We start from the raw sequence: 25,223 nt of genomic DNA, 5'->3' as shown, positions 1-25,223 counted from the left end.
AAACGGAAACTAGGTGATCAGATGCAATTAAAAGATGTAGGGGAATTTAATTTCATTCGCCAAATTCAAGATAACACAATATATAATCCTAATACTGTAGTGTATGGTATTGGTGATGATTGTGCTATTTATAAAGCAGAACAAAATACAGAGCAATTGATAAGCACTGACACAATGGTGGAAGGTGTTCATTTTAGCTTTCACTATATGATGCCCTATGATGTTGGCTATCGCCTTATGACGGCTAATTTAAGTGATGTTGCGGCTATGGGTGGCATTCCTAGACAAATTGTATTATCTGTAGCCGTACCAGACCATGTTGATACAGTCATTCTTGATGAAATTTATAGGGGAATTAAAGATCAATGTATGCGATATCAACTCAATATATTGGGTGGAGATACGGTACGTACAGAAGGGCCCATGGTTTGGACTGTAACAATTATCGGAGAGGTTCCTAAAGGCACTGCGGTTATGCGAAGTGGTGCGAAAGTAGGAGATGTTGTAGGTGTTACAAACTATGTAGGTTATGCAGCTACAGGCTTAGGAGCGTTATCATATAATTTAGTAGGCTATGATATGACCAAAGTGGGGCATCAACGTCCCGAACCACAGATTGAATTGGGGCAAAAATTGCGACGACTTGGTATCCATAGTATGAATGATATTAGCGATGGACTAGGAAGTGAATTGAATGAAATCGCTGTAGCTAGTAATGTTTCCATTGTATTTGAAGAACAAGCAATCCCTCTACACGAGGAGACTTACGAATTAGCTAAGCATTTACAAACTAATCCAGTAGATTATGCTTTGTATGGTGGAGAAGACTTTCAGTTAGTCTTTACGGCGCCAAAATCACTACTTTCGGAATTGGAAAAGCTATCAGGCATTACGTTGATTGGAGAAGTTTTATCTGGCCCACCACGGGTTCAAATGGTAACACCTGATAAAACGATTAAGACTGTAGAAGCGAAAGGATATAATCATTTTCATGAAGGATAAGGTACAGGTTCATTTAAAGACTTATACAGTAGAAGATACACAACAATTTGGTAAATTATTAGGTGCATGGGTTAAACAGAATGGGGACCCTCTTTGTATAGCACTAGTTGGTGACTTGGGGACAGGAAAAACACATTTGTCGCAAGGAATTGCAAAGGGCTTTGGGGTTACTGAAGAAATTACAAGTCCTACCTTTGCCATCATGAATACCTATGATGTGAATCGAACTCATTTATATCATTTTGACGTATATCGCTTGGAAGATATTAGTGAACTGGAAAATATTGGCTTTTATGAGTATACAGAAGATTGCGTATCCATTGTAGAATGGGCTGATAAATTTCCTCATGAATTGCCTGATGAAACACTATGGATTTATTTAACGCGCATTGATGATACAAGCCGATCCATTACATTAGTTAGTGATTACCTTACAGCGGATGATTTAGTAGAAATAGGAGGCCCATATGTGGTTGGGAATTGAAACGAGCTCACTTGTGTCGAGTGTGGCTTTAATGGATGAAAGTTGCCTAATTGGGGAATTGACCATTCAAGCTGGATTGACTCATTCTGAGCAGTTGGTACCTCATATTGATATGTTATTACGGACCTGTCAAGTTGAAAAAAGTGAATTAAAAGGGATTATGGTTAGCATTGGACCCGGTTCTTTTACAGGGTTACGGATTGGTATGGGGACAGCAAAAGCTATGGCTTATGCCTTACAAATTCCTTTATATGGTGTAATGACCATGGATAGTTTAGCTCGTAATGTAGCTTATACAGACCGCACGATTTGTACTATTATCGATGCTCAGAAAAAACATGTTTATGCAGGTATCTACAAATATGATGGTAATGAACTAGTCTGCAAAGAGGAACCTTTTGTCATTGCTGCTAATGATTTATTAGATCGACTCCGAGCATCTGAAGAGCATGTTGTATTCCTTGGGGATGGCGTTAAGCGAATAGAGAAGCTACTAGATGAAAGTGATACAAATTTAACGATTTTAGATATATCGCAACGTATTCCAAAAGCTAGTTCTCTATTACTGGCTGGCCGTAGATTGGTAGTCTCTGAAGAGAGTTCTGACCCTATGGATATGGTTCCTTATTATATTCGACGGTCAGAAGCAGAAGTGTTATGGGAAGAACGCCATAAGGATAATCCTGAAATGTTGAAACAAAATCCTGCAGTTATAGTTACTGAGGCAGCGGGAGTCGAATAATGGAGATTCGTTTGGCTACAATAGATGATGCTCAAGCTATCTATGCTATTGAACAACAGTCTTTTTCTGTTCCTTGGAGTTTAGAATCTGTTCTCGTTGAGTTAGAAGGGGCATCAAATAAATTATATATGGTAATTTGTGAGGAGAACAAAATTGTTGGATATGCAGGTGCTTGGCTTGTATACGATGAAGGTCAAATCACGAATATCGCTATTATTCCTTCCGTACGAGGTAAGGGATATGGATCAAAACTTACCAAGCAATTAATAGATGAATGTCTTACGAGAGGTATGAAAGAAATTTTCTTAGAGGTGCGCATATCTAATTTAGCAGCATTAGCTATGTATAGAAATTTAGGATTTTCTGTAAAAGGAATTCGTAAAGATTATTATTCAGAGCCTACGGAAGATGCTTATATTATGTCTCTCGTTTCAGAGGAAATAGAATGAGTATATACACATTAGCCTTGGAAAGTAGCTGTGATGAAACCTCTGCTTCTGTCCTTAAGGACGGGCGCACCGTTTTGTCTAATGTTATTTCAAGCCAAGTACCAATACATAGAAAATTTGGTGGCGTTGTACCTGAAATTGCATCACGTCATCATATAGAACAAGTTATACCCGTTATAGACCAAGCGTTACGTGATGCGAATGTGACTCTACAAGATATCAATCATATTGGTGTTACGTATGGGCCAGGTCTTGTAGGGGCTTTATTAGTTGGTGTAGCTGCTGCAAAAGGGTTATCCTTTGCTACAGGGATTCCCTTGGTGCCAGTGCACCATATGGAAGGTCATATTTTTGCTAACTTTTTAGCTAATCCAGAACTGGAGCCTCCGTTTTTAAGTCTCGTTGTATCTGGTGGTCATACCATGTTAGTACATGTAAAAGGATATGAAGAATTTGATGTTCTTGGTCAAACACGAGATGACGCAGCTGGCGAGGCTTTTGATAAGATTGCACGGGTTATGGGATTCCCTTATCCAGGGGGCCCTCATATCGATGCCCTTGCCGCTGAAGGGAATCCAGAGGCTATTGAATTTCCAAAGGCTTTAAGTGAGCCAGGTAATTTTGAATTTAGCTTTAGTGGTTTGAAATCCGCAGTTTTAAACTATTTAAATAGTAAGCAACAAAAGAATGAGCCTATTAATCAAGCTGATGTGGCCGCATCGTTTCAAAAGGCCATCGTAGATGTGTTAGTAGAAAAGACGAAAGATGCCGCACATACTTTAGGTGAAAGTCGTATTACTATTGCTGGCGGTGTATCAGCTAATAAAGGATTACAAAAGGCTTTAGAAGCTATGTGTATAGAAGAAGGTTTTACTTATTACAAACCACATAAAATTTTGTCTACTGACAATGCGGCCATGATTGGATGCCGAGCTTATTATATGGCGCAGGCCGGAAAATTTTGCGATTTAACATTGAATGCAAAGCCCAGTGTTGAAATTGGATACGTATCTTGGAAAGAGGATTAATCGTGGATATTGGTCAAGATATATTAAATAGAACACCATTAGGACCATTACAAACCTCATTACTTGAGCATATTAGTAAACTCATATCCTTTGGCGAGTCTTTAACTCGTCAAAGGATACAGATTTTTACCCCCCTACTAGAGACAGGACAAGGTGAGAGATCACAACAATGTGCAGATATGCTATGTATAGAACGCAGTAATCAAGGGATTACTACACGTCAATTAAAAGGCAATCATACGTGGCATGCTATGATGAAAGATGGTCAACCACTTATCGGGTTAGATGACAAACAGCGTCAATATGTCTTTCCTATCGTAGACAACGGAGGTCGTATTATTGGGGGTATATCTTTTACATTATCACCATCTATTAAGGCAGAACAATATGAGCAAGAATACCTTTTGTCTGATACGATGCAACGTCTTATGCTGACGGCTACTGATGAACAAATATTGTCTTACGAACCCATGTCCTATTTTGATGGTTTAATTATTTTCGACGACACTTATAAAATACTGTATGCTAACGATGCAGCTATGAAGTTAGTAGATGTATTAGGCTTTGATCGTCGCTTGGTAGGTTCATCAATTTTTAGCAGTACCTTAAAGATGTCCGCTATACAGCAAGTATTATCAGATAGAAGTATACGTACAAATGAAGAAATCTATCAAGATATGGTAATTCGTCAGCACATGATTCCTATTGCTATGGGGCGCAATGAAACGAGGTGCTTTTTAGTTCTTCATGATTGTACTCGTGAAAGTAAACAGCAACAAGAATTATTGGTTAAAAATTCCATTATCAAAGAGGTTCATCATCGTGTAAAAAATAACTTACAAACTGTAGCAGGGTTATTGCGTATGGAGGCGAGACGCTCTAGCTTGCCAGATGTAAAGCAAGCACTCCAAGAGGGGATTAATCGCATCGAGAGCATGGCTCTAGTTCACGATATAGTGTCTCATTACGATGAGGATTATATTGGTATACGATCAATTTACGATGAATTATGTCGTTTGTTGCGTATGAGTATGGTGCGACAAGACCAAGAGGTTACTTTTACTTACAGTGGCGAAGATATGCTAATTTCTTCTCATATGGCAAGTTATGTATCTCTTACTATTAATGAATTGATTACGAATAGCTTAGAACATGGGTTAGACGGGAATCGTGGAAATGTTCATCTAGCAGTTACTGATGCAGGTAGTACAATTAAACTGGCTTTTACAGATAACGGAAAAGGATTGCCTAGTGATTTTTCTGTTTCGTCTAATAAACGGTTAGGTTTAACAATTATTAATAATTTAGTTACTCATGAATTAAAAGGAAGTTTATCCATAGAAAATACTGGAACAGGTGTATTGGTGACGATATATATGAAAAAGGAGGCATAAATGCGCGTTTTAATCGTGGATGATGAATCCCTAATACGTATGGATTTACGAGATATTATTGAGTCTTGTGGTCATGAAGTCGTTGCAGAAGGTACAAATGGTGTTGAAGCTTTAGTACTTTGTAAAAAACATAAGCCAGATATTATATTGATGGATGTTAAGATGCCAGAATTAGATGGTATTGAGGCGGCACGTCAAATTGGCTTTCACCATGAAGCACCTGTAGTATTATTAACAAGTTATAGCCAGCAAGATTTAATCGATAAGGCTCGAGATTCTGGTGTATATGGCTATTTAATTAAACCAGTACGGGAGGAACAGTTAGTTCCTACCCTAGAGATGGCTTTAGGCCGCTATGAAAGTGATGCTCAGTTGCGCGAAAAGATGGCTGAGCTAGAACAGTCATTAGAAGATCGCAAAATTATTCAAAAGGGGACAGGTATATTGATGGAACTATATTCCATATCTGAGGCCGAAGCTTATAATCGCATCCGCACCTTAAGTATGAATAAACAAATATCTATTATAGAAACATGTAATCTCATCATTAAACAGTCTAATAAGTCAAATAATATCTAAAAAGTCAAAAAATCAAAATTAGTACTTGCAATTATTTTAACTTAGGTTATAATAATACTTGTGATTAGCACTCAATGAGTTAGAGTGCTAATAAATTATGGAGATTAACTAGTAAAAAGGAGTGACATTATATGTTAAAACCATTAGCTGACCGCGTTCTTATCCGTCTAGAAGCAAAAGAAGAAAAAACTAAAAGTGGTATCTTCCTTCCTGATACAGCTAAAGAAAAGCCTCAAGAAGGTGTAGTTGTAGCTGTAGGTGCTGGTAAAGTATATGACAATGGTCAACGTGTAGCTCCAGAAGTTAAAGTTGGCGACACTGTTATGTTTGCAAAATATGCTGGTAGCGAATTAGAAATCGATGGCGCTACTCATTTGATTATTAGCGAACGCGATATTTTAGCAGTATTATAATCGCTGATTTATAGTCTATATGACTATAAAAACTGATGATACATTCTATATTGCTTAAGGGCACATATATTTCGTTACATTGGATAGTGTTACTATTTAGGAGGTAATACATATGGCAAAAGAAATCTTGTTTAATGAAGAAGCTCGTCGCGCTTTAGGCCGTGGCGTCGATCAATTAGCAAATGCTGTAAAAGTTACATTAGGTCCAAAAGGTCGTAATGTTGTGTTGGATAAAAAATTTGGTTCCCCAACAATTACAAATGATGGTGTAACCATTGCTCGCGATATTGAACTTCCAGATCCATTTGAAAACATGGGGGCTCAATTAGTAAAAGAAGTTGCTACTAAAACTAACGACGTAGCAGGTGATGGTACTACTACCGCAACAGTATTGGCGCAAGCTATGATTCAAGAAGGTATGCGCAATGTAGCAGCCGGTGCAAACCCAATGATTTTGAAAAAAGGCATTGAAACAGCAGTAAAAACTTTGGTTGAAGAAATTAAAAAACGCTCTATCAAAGTTTCTGGTAAAGCTGAAATTGCTCAAGTTGCAAGCGTATCCGCTGCTGATGAAGAAATCGGTGGTTTAATTGCTGAAGCTATGGAAAAGGTTGGTAATGACGGTGTTATTACTGTTGAAGAATCCAAAGGTTTGCAAACTGCATTAAATGTAGTAGAAGGTATGCAATTTGATCGTGGTTACATTTCCCCTTATATGGTAACTGACCCTGATCGTATGGAAGCCGTTATGGATAACCCATATATCTTGATCACTGATCGTAAAATCAGTGCCATCGCAGACATGTTGCCAACACTTGAAAAAGTAGTAAAAGTAGGCAAAGAACTTCTTATTATCGCTGAAGATGTAGAAGGGGAAGCATTGGCTACATTAGTAGTAAACCGTTTGCGTGGTACATTCAAAGCTGTAGCCGTTAAAGCTCCTGGCTTTGGTGATCGTCGTAAAGCTATGCTTGAAGATATCGCTATCTTAACAGGCGGTACTGTTATTACTGAAGATATGGGTCGTAAGCTTGATTCTGTAGAGCTTGAAGATCTTGGTACAGCTCGTCAAGTTCGCATCACTAAAGATGAAACTACAATCATCGATGGCGCAGGTGATAAAGATGTAATTGCTAAACGCGTTAACCAAATCCGTGCACAAGTTGAAGAAACATCTTCTGATTTCGACCGTGAAAAATTACAAGAACGTCTAGCTAAATTGTCCGGTGGTGTTGCAGTTATCGAAGTAGGTGCTGCTACAGAAGTTGAAATGAAAGATAAGAAACTTCGCATTGAAGATGCATTGAATGCAACTCGTGCAGCTGTTGAAGAAGGTATTGTAGCTGGTGGTGGTACTACATTCATCGATATCATCCCTGCATTGAATACATTGGAAGCTACTGGTGACGTTCAAACTGGTATTAACCTTGTAAAACGCGCTGTAGAAGAACCACTTCGTCAAATCGCATACAACGCAGGTCTCGAAGGTTCTGTAGTAGTAGAAAAAGTTAAAAATACTGAAGCTGGTGTAGGTTTCAATGCCTTGACTGAAGAATACATCGATATGGTTAAAGCTGGTATTGTTGATCCTGCAAAAGTTACTCGTTCTGCCCTTCAAAATGCCGCATCTATCGCATCTCTTGTATTAACTACTGAAACAATCGTAGCTGATAAGGTAGATGAAAATGCAGCAGTTCCTGCAATGCCTCCAATGGGTGGTATGGGCGGTATGATGTAATCAGCTGCTTAGAATTAATTTTATAAGAAATATAATATTCCTAATGAATTGTGAATTACATTTTTCATATTCATTAGGATTATTTTTTACTGATAAATTAATCTATTGTAAGGGTGTAATATTTTAAATAAGATATTATTATATTCAAGCCGACCAGATTTAAAGTGACTAGATTATGTTGATTACATCGATAAAATTGATTTTGTATACAATGTATGATATAATTCTATAGAATTTAATAGTGAGTCTTATTGACATAGTTATTCTCTAATAGTATAATTAGTGTATCGAATTTATTCGATTTGTTATATTTGAATTGAAAGAAGGATCACTATGTTGAACTTTATTTTTAAAAGTAAACCTAATTATGTAAATTTTGGCTTATTGATTTATCGCCTTGCATTGGGCATTTCCATGTTTTATCATGGTTATTTAAAATGGCTTAGCGGAGCTGAAGGGCTCTACAAAGTAGGGACTATGTTAGCACCTTTAGGTGTATCCGGTGGTTATGAGATGTTAGGCACTATGGCAGCACTTGCAGAAATGATTGGTGGTATTCTCATTGCAGTAGGATTATTTACACGTATTGGTGCTATTCTAGTTGTAGGTACTTTAGCAACTGCGACTATTGTGAGTTTGAATGGTAGTTTCTTTAGCTGGGACTACCCATCTCAATTAGGCTTTGGTGCACTTATGTTATTCTTTGCTGGTGCTGGTCGCTTTAGTTTAGATAAAGCTTTATTTAAATAATTAGGAAATTAGAATAAAAGACTCATCGGCTGATGAGTCTTTTATTTATGTAGAAAGGTTATCATGAACAAAAAAACAGTTCCATTCACGTCAGAACAATTAGAAAATATTATTGCTCAGTATCCAACTCCATTCCATATTTATGATGAAGAAGGAATTATTGAGAATATGAAATCTTTCATCAATGCATTCTCTTGGAATAAGGGATTTAAGCAATATTTTGCAGTTAAAGCAACTCCAAATCCGTATATCATGCGTTTGTTACAAAAGCTTGGGGTTGGCGCAGACTGTTCTTCCTTAGCGGAACTACTTTTATGTGAAAAAGTGGGTATTACGGGCCATGATATTATGTTCACATCTAATGATACACCATATGTGGAGTATAAAAAGGCACTTGAAATGGGTGCAATCATCAATCTTGATGATATTACACATATCGAATATTTAGAAAAAAATCATGGCTCTTTGCCAGATACATTCTGCGTGCGTTATAATCCGGGTTCTTTAAAAGAAGGGGGCAATACAATTATTGGCCTTCCTGAAGAAGCTAAATATGGTATGACACGCGAACAAATATTTGAAGCGTATAAACAATTACAAGCTAAAGGTGTAAAACACTTTGGTATTCATACAATGGTTGTTTCTAACGAACTTGATATTGACGGTTTAGTTGGTACAGCAGAGCTTTGCTTTAATCTTGCTGTAGATATTAAAAAAGAACTTGGTATCACTGTTGAATTTATTGATTTAGGTGGAGGTGTAGGTGTAGCTTATAAACCAGAACAAACACCAGTAGACTTCCGCGTATTAAGCAAGGGTGTAGAAGAAGCGTATAATCGAATTTTAGTAGCTAATGGACTTAATGATGTAGCATTGGCTTATGAATGTGGGCGTATGGTAACAGGTCCATTTGGTTATCTTGTTTCTACTGCTATTCATAAAAAAGATATTTATCGTCATTACATCGGTTTAGATGCTTGTATGGCAAATCTTATGCGTCCGGCGTTGTATGGCTCTTATCATCACATTACCGTAATGGGGAAAGAAAATGCTCCCAAGGATCATGTATATGATGTAACAGGCTCCTTATGTGAAAATAATGATAAATTTGCTATTCAACGAGAGCTGCCAAAAATTGATATTGGAGATCGTGTCATCATTCACGATGCTGGTGCACATGGACATTCTATGGGTTTCAATTATAATGGTAAATTACGTTCTGCAGAGTTATTGCTACATAAAGATGGCTCTGTTACACAAATTCGTCGTGCTGAAACATATGATGATTTATTTGGAACTCTTGATTTTTCAAACCTATAATTTAATATTGAGAATCGAATAGGATGAGAATTAATATTAATAAAAACCTATCAATATATGTAATACTTGATATTCTTTTAATTCCTGTATATTTTAGTAGGAATATCTTGCTATCATTTAGATAAGAATGTATAATGAGTGTAGATTGTTATGCACATACTTGCTAAGTTGGCGAGAATTACGGCGGTATTCACGTTAGTGCGTACCGCCTTTTTATATGTGTCAGTATATACGTTTTATATATAATGAGTGTATGTTTCTTATGGTTACATACAAATAAAAGGAGTGAACATTTTGGCTGAATTACTTCAGATAAAAGATTTAAAGGTATCTGTTGAAGAGAAACAAATCTTGAAAGGTATTGATTTAACAATTAATAAAGGTGAAATTCATGTTGTGATGGGGACAAATGGTGCTGGTAAATCTACACTTGCTAATGCAATCATGGGTAACTCTACATATACAGTAGATAGTGGTTCTATCATTTTTGATGGTAAGGATATTACGGAAGATGCAGTAAACGATCGTGCAAAAGCGGGTATTTTTATGTCCTTCCAAAATCCAATTTCTATTCCTGGTATTACTGTAGAAAACTTCATTCGTACAGCTAAATCCACAATTACTGGTGAAAATGTACGTGCATTATCTTTCAAAAAAGAATTGAAAGAAAAAATGGATGAATTATCCTTTGATTTATCTTATGCGCAACGTTATGTAAATGAAGGCTTCTCTGGTGGTGAACGCAAGAAGAATGAAATTCTTCAAATGTCCATTTTGAATCCTAAATTGGCTATTCTTGATGAAACTGATTCTGGCCTTGACGTAGATGCGGTTCGTATCGTATCTGAAGGTGTACAACGTTTCCATAACGAAGAAAATGCTGTATTAATCATTACTCATCATAACCAAATTTTACAAAAACTAAAACCAGACTATGTTCATGTGTTGATTAATGGCAAGATTGTTAAAACTGGTGATGCTTCTCTTGTACGTGAAATCGAAGAAAAAGGTTATGACGCATACAAAGCATTAGCATAGGAGGCATAATGGAAGAAAGAAAGAAAACCCAAGTCGCGGATATGGACCGTGGCGTCTATGATATAAAGAACGAATTTGAATATTCTTATATCTCTGATGCCGGTTTAACAGAAGATATTATCCGTGAGATTTGGTCTAATAAAAATGAACCAGAATGGATGCTCGATTTCCGTTTAAAGTCTTTGGAAATCTATAATCGCATGGGCATTCCAAATTGGATTCCTGATATCTCGGGCTTAGATATGGCAAATATTCATACATATGTTAAGCCTAAAGTAGATATGAAAGAAAACTGGGATGAAGTTCCAGAAGAAATTAAAAGTACTTTTGACCGCTTAGGTATTCCAGAAGCGGAAAAAACATCTCTAGCTGGTGTTGGTGCTCAATATGATTCTGAAGTTGTTTACCACAGTATTCAAGAAGATCTTGTTAAGCAAGGTGTTATCTATACTGATATCGAAACAGCATTACATGAACATGAAGAAATCGTAAAAAAATACTGGATGACATTAATTCCACCTACAGACCATAAATGGGCTGCTCTTCACGGTGCCGTTTGGTCTGGTGGTTCCTTCGTATACGTTCCTGCAGGTGTACAAGTAGAGATTCCATTGCAATCTTACTTCCGTTTGAATGCACCAGGTGCTGGTCAGTTCGAACATACGATGATTATCGTAGAAGAAGGGGCTAAATTGCACTTTATCGAAGGTTGTTCTGCTCCTAAGTATGATGTGTCTAACCTTCATGCAGGCGCTGTTGAACTGTTCGTTAAAGATAATGCTACATTGCGTTATTCTACAATTGAAAACTGGTCTAAAAACATGTACAACCTTAACACAAAACGTTGTGTAGTAGGTAAAAATGGTACAATTGAGTGGGTATCTGGTTCCTTTGGCTCCAAAGTTTCTTGTTTGTACCCAATGAGTATTCTCAACGGTGAAGGTGCACATGCTGAATTTACAGGTGTAACATTCGCAGGTGAAGGACAATTCCTCGATACAGGTTGTAAAGTGGTACATAATGCACCATATACAACAAGTAATGTAAACTCTAAATCCATTTCTAAATCCGGTGGCGCTGCAATTTATCGTGGCCTTTTGAAGATTGGCCCTAAAGCTGAACATTCCAAAGCAACAGTTTCTTGTGAATCCTTGATGCTTGATGCTGAGTCTCAATCTGATACAATTCCGGCTATTATCGTAGAAAATGACAATGTGGATTTAGGTCATGAAGCTAAAATCGGTCGTATTTCCGACGAAGCAATTTTCTATCTTATGACTCGTGGTATTAGCGAAGAAGAAGCTCGTGCGATGCTAGTTCGTGGTTTCGTAGAGCCAATCTCTAAAGAATTGCCACTTGAATATGCAGTAGAAATGAACAATCTAATCAATCTTGAATTAGAAGGTTCTATCGGTTAAGGAGGAATTATGAGCGAATTACTATTTAATGAACTCCCTAGACCGACATTCAGATGGTTGCGCGTTAATCATACTGTAAGCTCTCTAGCTGGAGAAGATACAGCGGTACAATCCATCGCTGTGGAAGCTAATAAAGATATACTTTCACCATTACCTGTTGGTACAGCATTACTAGATGGTAATTATGAAGGTGCTAATAAAGAAGCTGTTCATGTATTAGTTGAAAAAGCGGAAGGCTATGCTATCAATGTGCCTCCTAAGGCGAAAGAAGTTGTAGGCATCCGCATTGATGCTAATGCTCGTGTAGCAAACCGTTTCCAATTTATCGTTGGTGAAGGTGCTGAGCTAGAAGTACAATTCTATGTAACTGGTTCTGGCGATGCATTGACAAATGTTAGCTATTTAAACGAATACGATGTGAAAGAAGCTGGTAAGGTTGTAGTAAAAAAGGTAAATCTTTTGCCTGAACATGTACAGCATATCGAGCATCGATACACTAAATTAGAAGAAAAAGCAGATGTAGAATACATCAATATTGAAATTGGTGGCAGTGAAAACATCTTGAATTACTATCATGATTTAGTAGGTCAAGAATCCCGTATGGTTCATGACATTGCTTATCTTGGTAATAAAGAGCAAAAATTTGATATTTCTATGGTTATGAGTCATGGTGGTAAAAAATCATTTAGTGATATTCATACCTTAGGTGCTCTTAGTGGCAATTCTAAAAAATCCTTCAGAGGGACCCTTGATTTCCTTAATGGAGCAACAGCTTCTGAAGGTGCAGAAGAAGATACTTGCTTATTGTTAGATCCAACTGTAAAATCTGTTTCGTTACCACTTTTATTGTGTAAAGAAGATAATGTAGTTGGTAATCATGCAGCAAGTGCAGGCCAAATTGATCATAATAAATTGTTCTATATCATGAGCCGTGGCTTTAGTGAGGTAGAGGCAAAACATATCATTGTTGAATCTATGATTCGACCTATTATTGATCGCATTGGTGATGAAACGATTGAAGAAGCAGCGTTAGCAGCTGTACGTAATAAAATTTAAAGAGGCGTTTTTATGAGACCAATTGCAGAAGCATACAAAGACTTTCCTATATTACATAAAGAGCATAATGGGCATCGTGTTATCTATTTAGATAGCGGTGCTACTGCTCAAATTCCACAGTCCGTAATTGACCGTGTTGTGGAACATATGACACAACGTAATGGTAACCCACATCGTGGTTCTCATATTTTAGCCATTGAAGCATCTGAAGACTATGAAAATGCACGGGATCGCGTAGTTGAATTTATCAATGCTCGCGAACGAGAAGAGGTTATATTTACACGTAATAGTACGGAGTCAATGAACTTGATTGCCCACAGCTATGGCCTTCATAATGTGAGAAAAGGTGACAAGATTGTCATTACTGTTGCTGAACATCATGCGAATCTTGTAACATGGCAATATGTGGCAGAACAGACGGGGGCAATCTTAGAATACATGTATCTTGATGAACATGGGCACTTAAAAGATGGTGAAATCAATAAAATTGATGAAAAGACTAAAATTGTTGCTTTCGCTCATGTTAGTAACGTGCTTGGTATGGAATTCCCAGTAAAAGAATTAACTGAGAAGGCTCACTCTGTAGGTGCTATTGTTGTTCTAGACGGTGCTCAATCTACACCTCATAAAAAAATTGACGTACAAGCATTGGATTGCGATTTCTTCGTATTCTCTGGCCATAAAATGTGTGCATCTCAAGGGATTGGTGTACTATACGGTAAACGTGATTTATTAGAAACTATGCCTCCATTCCTATTGGGTGGCGATATGATTGAGTATGTAAAAGAGCAAACTGCTACATTCAATGAGCTTCCATATAAGTTTGAGGCAGGTACTCCAAATGCTGATGGTGCCGTTTCCTTGCATGCAGCTATTGATTATTTGGAATCCTTTGGAATGGATGCTATAGAAGCCTATGAAGAGGAGTTAGTAGCTTATATTCTTCCTAAGATTGTTGAATTGCCACATGTCCATGTTATTGGTTCTCAAAATCCTAAGGAAAAACATGGCGTTATTGCGTTCACTGTAGATGATGTACATCCTCATGACGTAGCTACAATTTTGGATTCTAAGGGGATCTGCGTTCGTTCCGGTCACCATTGTGCACAACCATTAGGTGCGTTCTACAATGTATCTGCATCTACTCGTTTAAGTATGTACTTATACACTCGCAAGGAAGATTTAGACGCATTCCTTGAAGTATTAAAGACTGTTCGTTCAGTAATGGGTTTTAAAGATTAGGAGAATTACCACTAATGGAAATGGATCAATTATATACGGAACTTATTTTGGAACATAACCAAGATAAACGTAATAAGCATGAATTATCTGAATTTACAAATTCTGAACATGGACATAACCCTAGTTGTGGTGATGATCTAACATTACAACTCAATGTAGTAGATGGTATCATTAAAGATGCTGCATATACAGGTTCTGGCTGTGCTATTAGCCAAGCATCTGCATCTATGATGATTGATATCATTAAGGGCAAATCTGTTGAGGAAGCGCTTCGTTTAGTAGAAATTTTCTTGGGTATGATTAAAAAAGAGATTACCGATGAAAATGAGTTAGAAGAATTAGAAGATGCTATGGCTCTACAAAATATTTCTAATATGCCAGCACGTGTAAAATGTGCAGTTCTTGCATGGCATACATTGAAAGAGGCTTTAAAGAAATAATATGAAGAAAACGATATTATTTGATTTAGATGGAACCTTAACTGACTCTCAAGAAGGTATTCTTAAAAGCATTAAATTTGCATTGGAACATTTCGGTTATACTGTACCTGATGAAGAAACATTACAATTGTTCTTAGGACCACCATTGGTAGATGCTTTCCAAGAACATTGTGGTTTGACCTTTGAGCAAGCGGAAGAAACATACTTTAAATTCCGTGAACGTTATGGTACCATCGGTAAATTTGAAAATAAAGTATATCCGAATATTGTAGACTTATTGGCTAAATGCAAAACTGAACAATATACTATAGCTGTAGCTACTGCAAAACCAGAACATTATGCTAAAGATATTCTTGATCACTTTGAATTGACACCATACTTTGATGTTATTGTTGGTGCTAATTACGAAGCGGGATTGTTACACAAAAAAGAAATTCTTGAAAAAGCTCTCACGCTATGTGGTAACCCATTAACTGATGAAAATGGTCGTCGATTGACATTCATGGTTGGAGATCGTAAGTACGATGTAGAAGCAGCTAATGAACTTGGCTGTATCTCCATCGGTGTTACCTATGGTTACGGTACAGAATCTGAGTTAAAAGAAGCGGATGCTGAATATATCTGTGATGATGTTGATGAAATTGCTGATGTTCTCAATCTTGAAGAAATGATGGTTCGTAGATAAGCTATATAAATAGAATTACATATCAACCCAAATAAAAAGCTAGAGGAAATCCTCTAGCTTTTTTGCATTTTCATTTTATGTTATTTTTTTAGGCCACTCTTTTTAGCTAATGTTTTGATAACCTTAGCACTTTGTTTTTTCAACTTGCCTCCTGTTTGTTTGAGTTGGATACGTGTACGAGAAACACGACCAAGTGTAGTAATCTTAGTTTTGCGACGTGGCTTCATATCACGTTCGTTACCAAAGTCGCCACGTTGCACACTTGTTGCCTTTACTTTTTCAGCTCTAAAAGATTTACGTAAGGCTTTCATAATTAACGTAAGCGGTAATGTTTGCTCGAAGGAATACAAATCAACTGCTACATAACCAAGTGCAGGATATGTGTGCAATGTAAAGTGAAAACCTAGTGCGACAGAAAGAAGGGCGATTTCCTCATCCATAACCTGACAACTGATTTCATCTACATCAAGTTCAGCTAAGTCAAATGCGGTTGCTACACTTTCCTGTACAGCTGTAGCGGATGAAATTGCGTCTTCATCGCAGGAATATAAATCAATTAACAGTTCTTGTCCTAATGCTTCTGCCATAACAACACCTTCCTTCAGAAAATAATATCTCATTTATTATACATAGATTTAAGCATTAAGTCCAATTATATGAGAATACATTAAAAGTCAAACGTTATTTTTATGAAATTTGACTTTTATGTTGACTAAGGTTAAAAAGTCAAATATAATAAAGTTATGCTAAAGAACAAATAGTCAAAACCATAGTAAATAAACTTTAAAGGGGTGTTTTTTATGAGTATGATAGCTGATAAAATAGAAAAATTTATATTAGACCGTATGCGTGAAGAACAAGAAAAGCTAATTTTAAAGCGTAATGAATTGGCTGATGAATTAGATTGTGCGCCATCCCAAATTAGTTACGTGTTAAGTACGCGTTTTTCTAATGAGCGCGGTTTTGATGTTGAGTCAAGACGTGGCTTGGGTGGATATATTCGAATCAAAAAAATTAACCCAGAAAGTTCAGATTCTTTACCTGCTGTTACAACTTATCGGATTTATGAAGGTCCAAATACGGTAGAACGATTAATTGATATGCGAGATGTAGATCAATCATTATTTCAATTATTACAATCTGAAAAGATTACCCGTCGTGAAGCTCAATTGATGCATAATTCTTTTGCTACATTAATTGAAAATGTAGACGTAGAAGAACGTAATGATGCTGTTCGTCAATTATATGCATCAATGGTGGACACTTTACGGAAGGAGTGATGATTTGTGTTATGTGATCATTGCCATAAAAATGAAGCTACTATCCATATGACTAATATCATAAATAATCAAAAGACTGAGCAACATCTTTGCAGTGCTTGTGCCACCGAGTTACAACAAGCTGGGAAATTATCTCCTTATAGTTCTTTTATGAATGATATGTGGGATAATAACTTTTTTACTAATGATTTTTTTAAGAATATGGTGTATCCAGATAACTTATTAAAAGCTCATCAATCTAAGAGATGCCCTCAGTGTGGTATTACTTATGATGAATTCAATCGGGTAGGTAAGTTTGGCTGTGGTCAATGTTATGAGACTTTTAATAGTGAAATAAATCCATTATTAGAACGAATACAAGGTAGTTCTGAGTATGAAGGGGCTATACCTAGTCGTGGTACTAATGTATTTAAAGCAAAGTATGAAGTAAAGCAATTGCGCCGTCAATTAGATACAGCTATTCAAGCTGAAAACTTTGAAGAAGCCGCAATTTTAAGAGATAAAATTAAAAATCTAGAAGTTATCATCGATGGTGATAACGAATAGGAGGTTCTTATGTTAGATACTATATTGGACTCTCCGCTAAGTCAGTGGCTGTGTCAGGATACAGAGGCGACTGACCACATTGTAATTTCAAGTCGTATACGATTGGCGAGAAATTTTGATGATATATTGTTTACGAATCGTGAAGATATAGTTTCCTTAGAAAAAGTGAATACAATCTCTCGAGGCCTATTGCCAATATTAAAAAAGGCTGATGAGCATCAATATACAAATATTAGCCTTGAGCAATTAAGTCAACGTGAACGTGCTGTCTTAGTTGAAAAACATTTAATGAGTCCTGCTTTAGAGGAACAATTACCGTATCGTAATTTGATCGTATCTGATGATGCTTCTATCGCAATTATGGTAAATGAAGAAGATCATTTACGTATTCAATCTATGGCTTCAGGACTTAAATTGCAACAAGCTTATAATCATGCAGTTCAAATTGATAAAGCTATCGAAGCAAAATACCCTTATGCCTTTGATGAGCGATTTGGTTATTTAACTGCTTGCCCCACTAATGTGGGTACAGGTTTACGGGCCTCTGTTATGTTACACTTACCCGCATTGACGTTATCTGGTCGTATTACGAGACTCATTCGTAACATAATACAATTAGGTTACTCTGTACGAGGTTTGTATGGGGAAGGTTCCGAAGCTTTAGGTTGTATTTACCAGATTTCTAATCAACGAACGATGGGGATTAGTGAAGAAGCAACTATTGAGCAATTGATTAAAATCGTAGAAGGAATTATTGCAGAAGAACGAAAGTCCCGGCAATCTTTATTACACAATGATAAAGAAGGTTTGGAAGATATACTTTGGCGATCCTATGGAGTTTTACAATATGCACGACGTGTAAGCGGTAAAGAGGCACTTAGTAAGCTTAGTGATATTCAATTAGGTGTAGATTTAGAAATATTACCATTCTGGGGTAAAGATACTTTTAATGAGCTTGTTGCTATAACTAGACCAAACTTCCTCTCTAAATACTTAGGTAGTGAAAATTTGACAGATACCGATCGCGACAGCTATCGTGCAAAGGTGATACGTCAAAAAATTTCAAATTAATATAAGTACATAAATAATTAATGCATGATTATTTATTTTGTATAGATTGATTTATATAATTTTCTTAGTTTACTGTTAAGAGATTTGTAAAAAATAGTAAATATTAATACTAGATAGCATAATAGATTAATAGAGTTTAATAATATTTTTGATATTCCAATGGTTATTTCACCATTGTTTACATATATTTGAAAAGAAATAATTACAATTTACATAGATAGATGAGGTGATATTATGATGCAACGGTTTACAGACGATGCACAGCGTGTTCTTTCGTTAGCTCAAGAGGCTGCTTTGGAGTTAGGACATGACTATGTCGGTACTGAACACGTACTCATCGGCCTTACAAAGGTTAAAAATGGTGTAGCAGCTAAAGCTTTAGAAGAGCTTGGCCTTGTTACAGAAGATATTTTTGAAGCTGTAGAAGAACATGTAGGACGTGGTAATAAAAAGGCAACGTCAATATATATGACACCTCGCGTTAAGCATGTGCTTGAGCTTGCCATTCAAGTAGCAAATCACATGAATCACAACTACGTTGGTACTGAGCATATTCTATTGGGCCTACTTAGCGATGGTAGCGGTGTTGCTGTTGCTATTCTACGAGCTATGAATATACGTAGTAATGACGTAGTAGAAGCAATTCGTAGTATTCTTGGCTCGAATAAAGGTAGCAATAATGGTGGTCAAGAGGGAATAAATAGCAATAATGATTTAGGTGAGCTGTCAGATTTTGCAACTGACCTTAATGAGTCTGCTAAACAAGGTAAGATTGATCCTGTTATTGGCCGTGATACGGAGATTCAACGAGTCATTCAAATTCTCAGCCGTAGAACTAAAAATAATCCTGTTCTTATTGGTGAACCAGGTGTAGGTAAAACAGCTATTGCCGAAGGCTTGGCACAGCGTATTGTGACTGGTAATGTACCGGAGATTTTACGTAATAAACGCATTATTTCTCTTAGTATTGGTTCTATGTTAGCGGGTGCCAAGTACCGTGGTGAATTTGAAGAACGGTTGAAAAAAGCCATAGATGAAGTACAACAACATGATGATATGATTATCTTTATAGATGAAATTCATACATTGGTTGGGGCAGGTGCTACTGAAGGCGCTATGGATGCAGCTAATATCTTAAAGCCTGCTTTGGCACGAGGTGAATTCCAAGTTATCGGTGCCACAACACTTGATGAATATAAGAAACATATAGAAAAAGATGCTGCTTTAGAGCGTCGTTTTCAACCCGTTCAAGTAGGAGAGCCTAACGAAGAGGATGCTCTTGAAATTTTAAAGGGATTAAGAGATCGGTATGAAGCTTTCCATAAGGCTAAGATTACAGATGAGGCATTAACAGCAGCTGTGTCTTTATCTAGCCGATATATTACAGATCGATTCTTACCTGATAAGGCTATCGATGTAGTCGATGAAGCTGCATCTAAGGTTCGTATGAAAGTATTTTCTGCAGCACCTGATGTTAAAGCATTAGAGGATCGCCTCAATACAGTTAAGAAAGAAAAAGAAGCGGCTGTTACGTCTCAAGATTTCGAAAAGGCTGCAAAGCTTCGCGATGAAGAACAATCACTAGTAAAAGAAATTGGTGATAAAAAATCTATCGCTAAAGAAAAAAGTGATCAAAAGTTAATAGTAACAGAGGAAGACATAGCTGCTGTAGTAGCGCAATGGACAGGCATTCCAGTGGCTAAAATTGCAGAAGAAGAGTCTGCAACCTTACTACATTTAGAAGAAGAACTTCATAAACGCGTAGTAGGTCAAGATGAGGCTGTTACTGCTGTAGCTAAAGCTGTACGCCGTGCAAGGGCTGGATTAAAAGACCCAAAACGGCCTATTGGTTCATTCTTGTTCCTTGGACCAACAGGGGTTGGGAAAACTGAGCTAGCAAGAGCGCTTGCATCCTCCTTGTTCGGCGATGAATCTGCTATGATTCGACTTGATATGTCTGAATATATGGAAAAACATACTGTGTCTCGCTTAGTCGGTGCCCCTCCAGGTTATGTAGGCTATGAAGAAGGTGGCCAGTTAACAGATGCGGTACGTCGTAAACCATATAGCGTTATCCTCCTCGATGAAGTGGAAAAGGCACATGCAGATTTCTTTAATATTTTGTTACAAGTTCTTGATGATGGTCGTCTTACTGATAGTCAAGGAAGAAATGTAGATTTCAGAAATACAGTTATTATTATGACAAGTAACTTAGGTGCTAAAGCTTTACATAAAAACTCTCCAGAACTTGGTTTCTTAGCAGCTAAAAAGGCTGATTCTAATGTTGATGAAAATAAAGGAATTGATTTTAAAGAGGCTAAGAAGTCGGTAATGGATGCGGTAAAACGTTATTTTAGACCTGAGTTTTTAAACCGCATCGATGAAATGATTGTATTCCATCCATTAACTGAAGAGGACTTAAAAGAAATTGTAACTATCTTGATGAGTGATGTTACAAAACGTCTTGAAGAGCGTGATTTACAATTAGAAATCTCTCCTGAGGCTATGAAATTACTCGTTAAGGAAGGCTCTGATTTTACGATGGGGGCTCGACCATTAAAACGTGCTATTCAACGTTTAATTGAGGACCCAGTGTCGGATCTTATTTTGAAAGGAGATGCAAAAGAAGGCAAAATTATTAAAGCAGATGCAAAGGATAATGATCTTGTTGTATCAATATGATAAAAAATACAAATTATACAGTTGATGACTACCTTTCATATAAAAAATATAAGTTAAATGGTATACTATAGAATGATGATAGTTAACCATGTAGTAAAATTATGCATAAAAGGTCATGAATGGTTATCATTCATGACCTTTCTTTTTAAATGTATTGAGGTGTTATGGCAAAAGCAAAATCTGTATTCTTTTGTCAAAATTGTGGGGCTGAATCCTCTAAGTGGATGGGCCGTTGTCCACAATGTGGAGAATGGAATACATTAGTTGAAGAAATCATTAAAGAAACTAAACATAGTCGAACACCTTCTCGAGGTGTTGGAAATCAAACGACGAAGCCTACCGCCTTGCCAGATATCGAAATTTCTTCTATTGCACACGTATCTACAACCTTTGGTGAAATTGACCGTGTATTAGGTGGGGGCATAGTGCCTGGTGCTCTAATGCTTTTAGGTGGTGATCCTGGTATTGGTAAATCTACTCTGTTACTACAAGTATCCCAGAAGGTAGCCGATACAGTAGGAGCAGTTCTTTATGCATCTGGTGAAGAGTCTCAGTTACAACTTAAACTTCGAGCAGAACGACTGCATATTAATAGTGAACGGTTACAAGTTATTGCAGATACTGATCTAGATCATATATTGGAGCAAGCTGAAGCAATGACTCCTTCTTTACTAGTCATTGACTCTATACAAACTATGTATACGGGAGATATAGATGCTGCGCCAGGCAGTGTTAGTCAAGTTCGTGAATGCACATCTCGCCTACTTCGCTTCTGTAAAGAACGAAATATACCTACTGTAATCATTGGTCATGTAACAAAGGAAGGCAATATTGCAGGGCCTCGTATGTTAGAGCATATGGTAGATGTAGTGCTTTACTTTGAAGGGGAGCGTTCCTATCAATTCCGTATATTACGGTCTATTAAAAACCGTTTTGGATCTACATCAGAAACAGGCATTTTTGCCATGGTAGAGGAAGGGTTACAGGAATTGTCCAATCCGTCTGCTTCTCTTTTAGCCGAGCGTTCCGATGAAGAAAGCGGCAGTGCCGTCATGATTTACCTTGAAGGGGTTCGTCCCATCTTAGTAGAGGTACAAAGCTTGGTAGTTACTACGGCCTTTGGTATGCCACGACGCACGGCGATAGGTTACGATCTCAATCGATTAATCGTATTATTGGCTGTTTTAGAAAAACGCTGTGGCTTTACATTAGGTAATAAAGACGTGTATGTAAATGTTATCGGTGGTCTCAAGGTAAATGAACCGGCTTGTGATTTATCTATGGCGGTTGCTATAGTATCAAACTTAAAAAATCGTATCGTGCCAACAGATATGGTTATCTTAGGTGAAGTAGGCTTAACTGGTAATGTTCGCAGTATTCCTCGCATTGAACAGCGTATTAATGAAGCTAAGAAATTAGGTTTTAAAAAGTTTATTATTCCTGAAGGCAACTATAAACAAATCAAGGATAATGATAGTTCTATCAAAATTAAAGGTGTCAAATCTATACAAGAGGCGATGCAACTCGTATTTTCATAATTAGGAGGTGATTTCATGATTTATCGGATTTTACGCTATGTAATAGCCATTTTAGTAGGTACAGCAGCCTACGTGGGAATGGATAGCTTAGCACCTATTATTGACCCGTATTTGGTTTCTCAATTTGAATCTTTTGGGGACATGTCATTAACAATTGCACGCATTGCAGTATTAATCGTAGGTACTCTATTAGGCCTTGTTATTGGTTATCTGATTTCATCATTTATTTTGAAACAAGGTTTAGTAATTGCTAAAAGATTAGAGCGTATTCTTACTCATATTCCAAATCAAGAATTGATTGCAGGCACCATCGGTTTATTATTCGGCCTTATTATTGCAAATCTAATTGGTGTTGCATTCAATCAAGTACCTATTATAGGACCTTATATTCCTATAATTTTGAGTGCTATTTTTGGATATAGTGGACTTAAAATTATGGCTCGTAAAGGCCCCGAAATGTACAATAATTACGTACAACAATGGGGAGGAGATAGCACTAAAAAAACAAGTCGTTTTAAAATGTTTTCAACTCATAAATTAGATAAATCCTCTAGTACGCCAAAATTACTAGATACTTCAGTTATCATTGACGGTCGTATCAAAGAACTATGTGCTACGGGTTTTATTGAAGGTCCTCTTATGGTGCCACTATTTGTATTAAATGAGTTACAGGTAATTTCTGACTCTGCGGATGCTACGAAACGCAACCGTGGTCGACGTGGCCTTGATATTTTGAAGGATATGCAAGATGCCAATAAGGTTGCTATAGAGGTCGTTGAAGATGATTATGATGATCTTGTAGAGGTTGATTCAAAACTTATGCGACTTGCTTTAGATAAGCAATGGAAGTTGATGACAAATGACTTTAACTTGAATAAGGTGGCTCGTGTACAAGGTATAGAAGTACTTAACCTCAATGAATTGGCAAATGTATTAAAACCTGCTCTAATCGCTGGAGAATGGATTCGCGTTCAAATCATGAAAGAAGGTAAGGAAGTACACCAAGGTGTGGCTTATCTCGACGATGGCACGATGATTGTCGTAGAGGATGGTAAGCCTTATGTTGGTCAAAATGTAGAGGTTATGGTTACATCCATATTACAAACGAGTGCTGGTCGTATGATCTTTGCTCGTGTAGATGGAGGACAAAATGGGCAAGGCAATTAGTTGTATCGTTCTCGCTGCAGGTGCTGGTCGCCGTATGGGATACAAAGAAAATAAGATATTTATTCCTTTAGGAGGATATTCTATTATTCAACGTACCATACAGAATGTAGAAAAGATTGAAGGTTTAAAAGAAATTATTCTTGTTGTAGCTGAAGGCGAACAAGAATATATGTCTAACCATATTCAAGGGTTGGATTTGCATATTCCTGTAAAGATAGTACTTGGTGGAAGAGAACGTCAACATTCTGTGGCATATGGACTCAAAGCTGTATCAGAAGATAGTAATATTGTGCTGGTTCATGATGGAGCGCGTCCATTAGCATCTAGGGAACTGTTTGATGCTGTTGTTAGGGCTGCAATAGAATATGGAGCTGCTACTGTAGGTGTCCCTGCTACGGATACGATTAAACGGGTTAATACAGAGCATACTGTAATAGAAACATTAAAACGCAGTGAATTATACCAAATTCAAACGCCACAAGGCTTTCAAAAAGAACTATTTAAAGCGGCCCATCAAAAGGCTTATGATGAAAAATATTTAGGCACTGATGATGTGTCCCTCGTCGAGTATTTAGGTAAGCCTGTACATATAGTAAGTGGAGACTATTGTAATATTAAGGTGACCACACCTAATGATATTGCTGTAGCAAAACGATATTTAGGAATTGAGGATAAGTGTATGCGCGTTGGATTTGGTTATGATATTCATCAATTAAAAGCAGGTCGTCCTTGTATCTTAGGTGGTGTTCATATCGAATCTGACCTTGGTCCTGATGGTCACTCCGATGCAGATGTTCTCATTCATGCCTTGATGGATGCCATGTTGGGAGCTGCAGGTTTACGGGATATTGGATACTATTTTCCACCTGAAGACGACCAGTATAAAGGGATTTCTAGCATGCTTTTACTAGAAAAAGTAAATTTCTTATTGAAAGAACGTGGGTTACAAGCCTATAATATTGATATTATGGTTATTTCTGAGACACCTAAATTAAAACCTCACATCGATATGATGAAGGCTAATTTACAGTCTATATTAGAGATACCATTAGATCGCATTAGTATTAAAGCGACAACAAATGAAATGCTAGGGGCTATTGGGCGCCGTGAAGGCATTGCTGCACAAGCTGTCGTTTCTGTATATGAAGGAGAGATTTAATC

General features: G+C 37.1%; 25 protein-coding genes. 24 read left to right on the top strand and 1 reads right to left on the bottom strand.

What is annotated here, in order from left to right; genetic code table 11:
* Positions 1-21 precede the first annotated feature (21 nt).
* The 17 genes from thiL to HMPREF0874_RS02085 all read left to right on the top strand — a co-directional run bounded on the left by thiL (position 22) and on the right by HMPREF0874_RS02085 (position 15,778).
* Complete coding sequence (gene thiL, locus HMPREF0874_RS02165; RefSeq protein ID WP_008601113.1) at positions 22-1,002, top strand: thiamine-phosphate kinase; 981 nt, start codon at positions 22-24, stop codon at positions 1,000-1,002.
* Positions 992-1,486, top strand: coding sequence for a tRNA (adenosine(37)-N6)-threonylcarbamoyltransferase complex ATPase subunit type 1 TsaE (tsaE, locus tag HMPREF0874_RS02160; protein ID WP_008601112.1), 495 nt, complete (start codon positions 992-994; stop codon positions 1,484-1,486). The genes thiL and tsaE overlap by 11 nt, the downstream gene beginning before the upstream one ends.
* Positions 1,470-2,228 carry a tRNA (adenosine(37)-N6)-threonylcarbamoyltransferase complex dimerization subunit type 1 TsaB gene (gene tsaB, locus HMPREF0874_RS02155; RefSeq protein WP_008601110.1) on the top strand — a complete coding sequence of 253 codons (759 nt, stop codon included), beginning with the start codon at positions 1,470-1,472 and terminating at the stop codon, positions 2,226-2,228. The genes tsaE and tsaB overlap by 17 nt, the downstream gene beginning before the upstream one ends.
* Entirely contained in the window at positions 2,228-2,677 is a 450-nt protein-coding gene (gene rimI / locus HMPREF0874_RS02150; protein ID WP_008601109.1) for a ribosomal protein S18-alanine N-acetyltransferase, read from the top strand. Before tsaB ends, rimI begins: the two co-directional genes overlap by 1 nt.
* The gene (gene tsaD / locus HMPREF0874_RS02145) at positions 2,674-3,705 is read left to right on the top strand and encodes a tRNA (adenosine(37)-N6)-threonylcarbamoyltransferase complex transferase subunit TsaD (RefSeq protein WP_008601107.1); all 1,032 of its coding nucleotides are present in this window, start codon (positions 2,674-2,676) and stop codon (positions 3,703-3,705) included. The genes rimI and tsaD overlap by 4 nt, the downstream gene beginning before the upstream one ends.
* A 2-nt stretch (positions 3,706-3,707) precedes the next feature.
* A complete protein-coding gene (locus HMPREF0874_RS02140) occupies positions 3,708-5,099 on the top strand; it encodes a sensor histidine kinase (RefSeq protein ID WP_039964975.1) in 1,392 nt (463 codons plus the stop codon).
* Positions 5,100-5,678: an ANTAR domain-containing response regulator gene (locus tag HMPREF0874_RS02135; protein ID WP_008601103.1), complete on the top strand. Its 579-nt coding sequence runs from the start codon at positions 5,100-5,102 to the stop codon at positions 5,676-5,678. It begins immediately after the preceding gene.
* A 131-nt stretch (positions 5,679-5,809) separates the two neighbouring features.
* Positions 5,810-6,091, top strand: coding sequence for a co-chaperone GroES (groES, locus tag HMPREF0874_RS02130; protein WP_004696047.1), 282 nt, complete (start codon positions 5,810-5,812; stop codon positions 6,089-6,091).
* Between the two features lie 112 nt (positions 6,092-6,203).
* Entirely contained in the window at positions 6,204-7,829 is a 1,626-nt protein-coding gene (gene groL, locus HMPREF0874_RS02125; protein WP_004696042.1) for a chaperonin GroEL, read from the top strand.
* 333 nt (positions 7,830-8,162) lie between these two features.
* Complete coding sequence (locus HMPREF0874_RS02120) at positions 8,163-8,579, top strand: DoxX family protein (RefSeq protein WP_004696040.1); 417 nt, start codon at positions 8,163-8,165, stop codon at positions 8,577-8,579.
* 63 nt (positions 8,580-8,642) lie between these two features.
* Entirely contained in the window at positions 8,643-9,899 is a 1,257-nt protein-coding gene (locus HMPREF0874_RS02115) for a diaminopimelate decarboxylase (protein ID WP_008601096.1), read from the top strand.
* 294 nt (positions 9,900-10,193) lie between these two features.
* The gene (sufC, locus tag HMPREF0874_RS02110; protein ID WP_004696035.1) at positions 10,194-10,937 is read left to right on the top strand and encodes a Fe-S cluster assembly ATPase SufC; all 744 of its coding nucleotides are present in this window, start codon (positions 10,194-10,196) and stop codon (positions 10,935-10,937) included.
* Positions 10,938-10,945: 8 nt separating this feature from the next.
* Positions 10,946-12,355, top strand: a complete 1,410-nt coding sequence (gene sufB / locus HMPREF0874_RS02105; RefSeq protein ID WP_004696034.1) for a Fe-S cluster assembly protein SufB — start codon at positions 10,946-10,948, stop codon at positions 12,353-12,355.
* Positions 12,356-12,364: 9 nt separating this feature from the next.
* A complete protein-coding gene (locus HMPREF0874_RS02100; RefSeq protein ID WP_004696032.1) occupies positions 12,365-13,411 on the top strand; it encodes a SufD family Fe-S cluster assembly protein in 1,047 nt (348 codons plus the stop codon).
* Positions 13,412-13,423: 12 nt separating this feature from the next.
* Positions 13,424-14,653, top strand: coding sequence for a SufS family cysteine desulfurase (locus HMPREF0874_RS02095; RefSeq protein WP_008601092.1), 1,230 nt, complete (start codon positions 13,424-13,426; stop codon positions 14,651-14,653).
* Positions 14,654-14,667: 14 nt separating this feature from the next.
* The gene (gene sufU / locus HMPREF0874_RS02090; protein ID WP_004696027.1) at positions 14,668-15,093 is read left to right on the top strand and encodes a Fe-S cluster assembly sulfur transfer protein SufU; all 426 of its coding nucleotides are present in this window, start codon (positions 14,668-14,670) and stop codon (positions 15,091-15,093) included.
* Between the two features lies 1 nt (position 15,094).
* On the top strand, positions 15,095-15,778 hold the full coding sequence (locus tag HMPREF0874_RS02085) for an HAD hydrolase-like protein (protein ID WP_004696982.1): 684 nt from the start codon (positions 15,095-15,097) through the stop codon (positions 15,776-15,778).
* 80 nt (positions 15,779-15,858) lie between these two features.
* Here HMPREF0874_RS02085 and HMPREF0874_RS02080 read toward each other — a convergent pair whose 3' ends face one another.
* Positions 15,859-16,365: an S-adenosylmethionine decarboxylase family protein gene (locus HMPREF0874_RS02080; RefSeq protein WP_008601088.1), complete on the bottom strand. Its 507-nt coding sequence runs from the start codon at positions 16,363-16,365 to the stop codon at positions 15,859-15,861.
* Positions 16,366-16,578: 213 nt separating this feature from the next.
* Here HMPREF0874_RS02080 and HMPREF0874_RS02075 point away from each other — a divergent pair, with 213 nt between their 5' ends.
* From HMPREF0874_RS02075 to ispD, 7 genes are all read left to right on the top strand, one after another.
* On the top strand, positions 16,579-17,058 hold the full coding sequence (locus HMPREF0874_RS02075; protein WP_004696020.1) for a CtsR family transcriptional regulator: 480 nt from the start codon (positions 16,579-16,581) through the stop codon (positions 17,056-17,058).
* Positions 17,059-17,064: 6 nt separating this feature from the next.
* Positions 17,065-17,604: a UvrB/UvrC motif-containing protein gene (locus HMPREF0874_RS02070; protein ID WP_012864447.1), complete on the top strand. Its 540-nt coding sequence runs from the start codon at positions 17,065-17,067 to the stop codon at positions 17,602-17,604.
* A 9-nt stretch (positions 17,605-17,613) separates the two neighbouring features.
* A complete protein-coding gene (locus HMPREF0874_RS02065) occupies positions 17,614-18,675 on the top strand; it encodes a protein arginine kinase (RefSeq protein ID WP_008601084.1) in 1,062 nt (353 codons plus the stop codon).
* Between the two features lie 234 nt (positions 18,676-18,909).
* Positions 18,910-21,357, top strand: a complete 2,448-nt coding sequence (locus HMPREF0874_RS02060) for an ATP-dependent Clp protease ATP-binding subunit (RefSeq protein WP_008601083.1) — start codon at positions 18,910-18,912, stop codon at positions 21,355-21,357.
* A gap of 164 nt (positions 21,358-21,521) precedes the next feature.
* The gene (gene radA / locus HMPREF0874_RS02055) at positions 21,522-22,895 is read left to right on the top strand and encodes a DNA repair protein RadA (RefSeq protein ID WP_008601081.1); all 1,374 of its coding nucleotides are present in this window, start codon (positions 21,522-21,524) and stop codon (positions 22,893-22,895) included.
* A gap of 15 nt (positions 22,896-22,910) precedes the next feature.
* Positions 22,911-24,062, top strand: coding sequence for a PIN/TRAM domain-containing protein (locus tag HMPREF0874_RS02050; RefSeq protein ID WP_004696009.1), 1,152 nt, complete (start codon positions 22,911-22,913; stop codon positions 24,060-24,062).
* Positions 24,046-25,221 (top strand): 2-C-methyl-D-erythritol 4-phosphate cytidylyltransferase, encoded by a 1,176-nt coding sequence (ispD, locus tag HMPREF0874_RS02045; RefSeq protein WP_008601077.1) that lies wholly within the window; start codon positions 24,046-24,048, stop codon positions 25,219-25,221. The genes HMPREF0874_RS02050 and ispD overlap by 17 nt, the downstream gene beginning before the upstream one ends.
* The last annotated feature ends 2 nt before the right edge of the window (positions 25,222-25,223 follow it).

The organism is Veillonella sp. 6_1_27 (assembly GCF_000163735.1).
Lineage (GTDB): Bacteria > Bacillota > Negativicutes > Veillonellales > Veillonellaceae > Veillonella > Veillonella parvula_A.
This window is presented reverse-complemented; position numbering and strand designations above follow the sequence as displayed.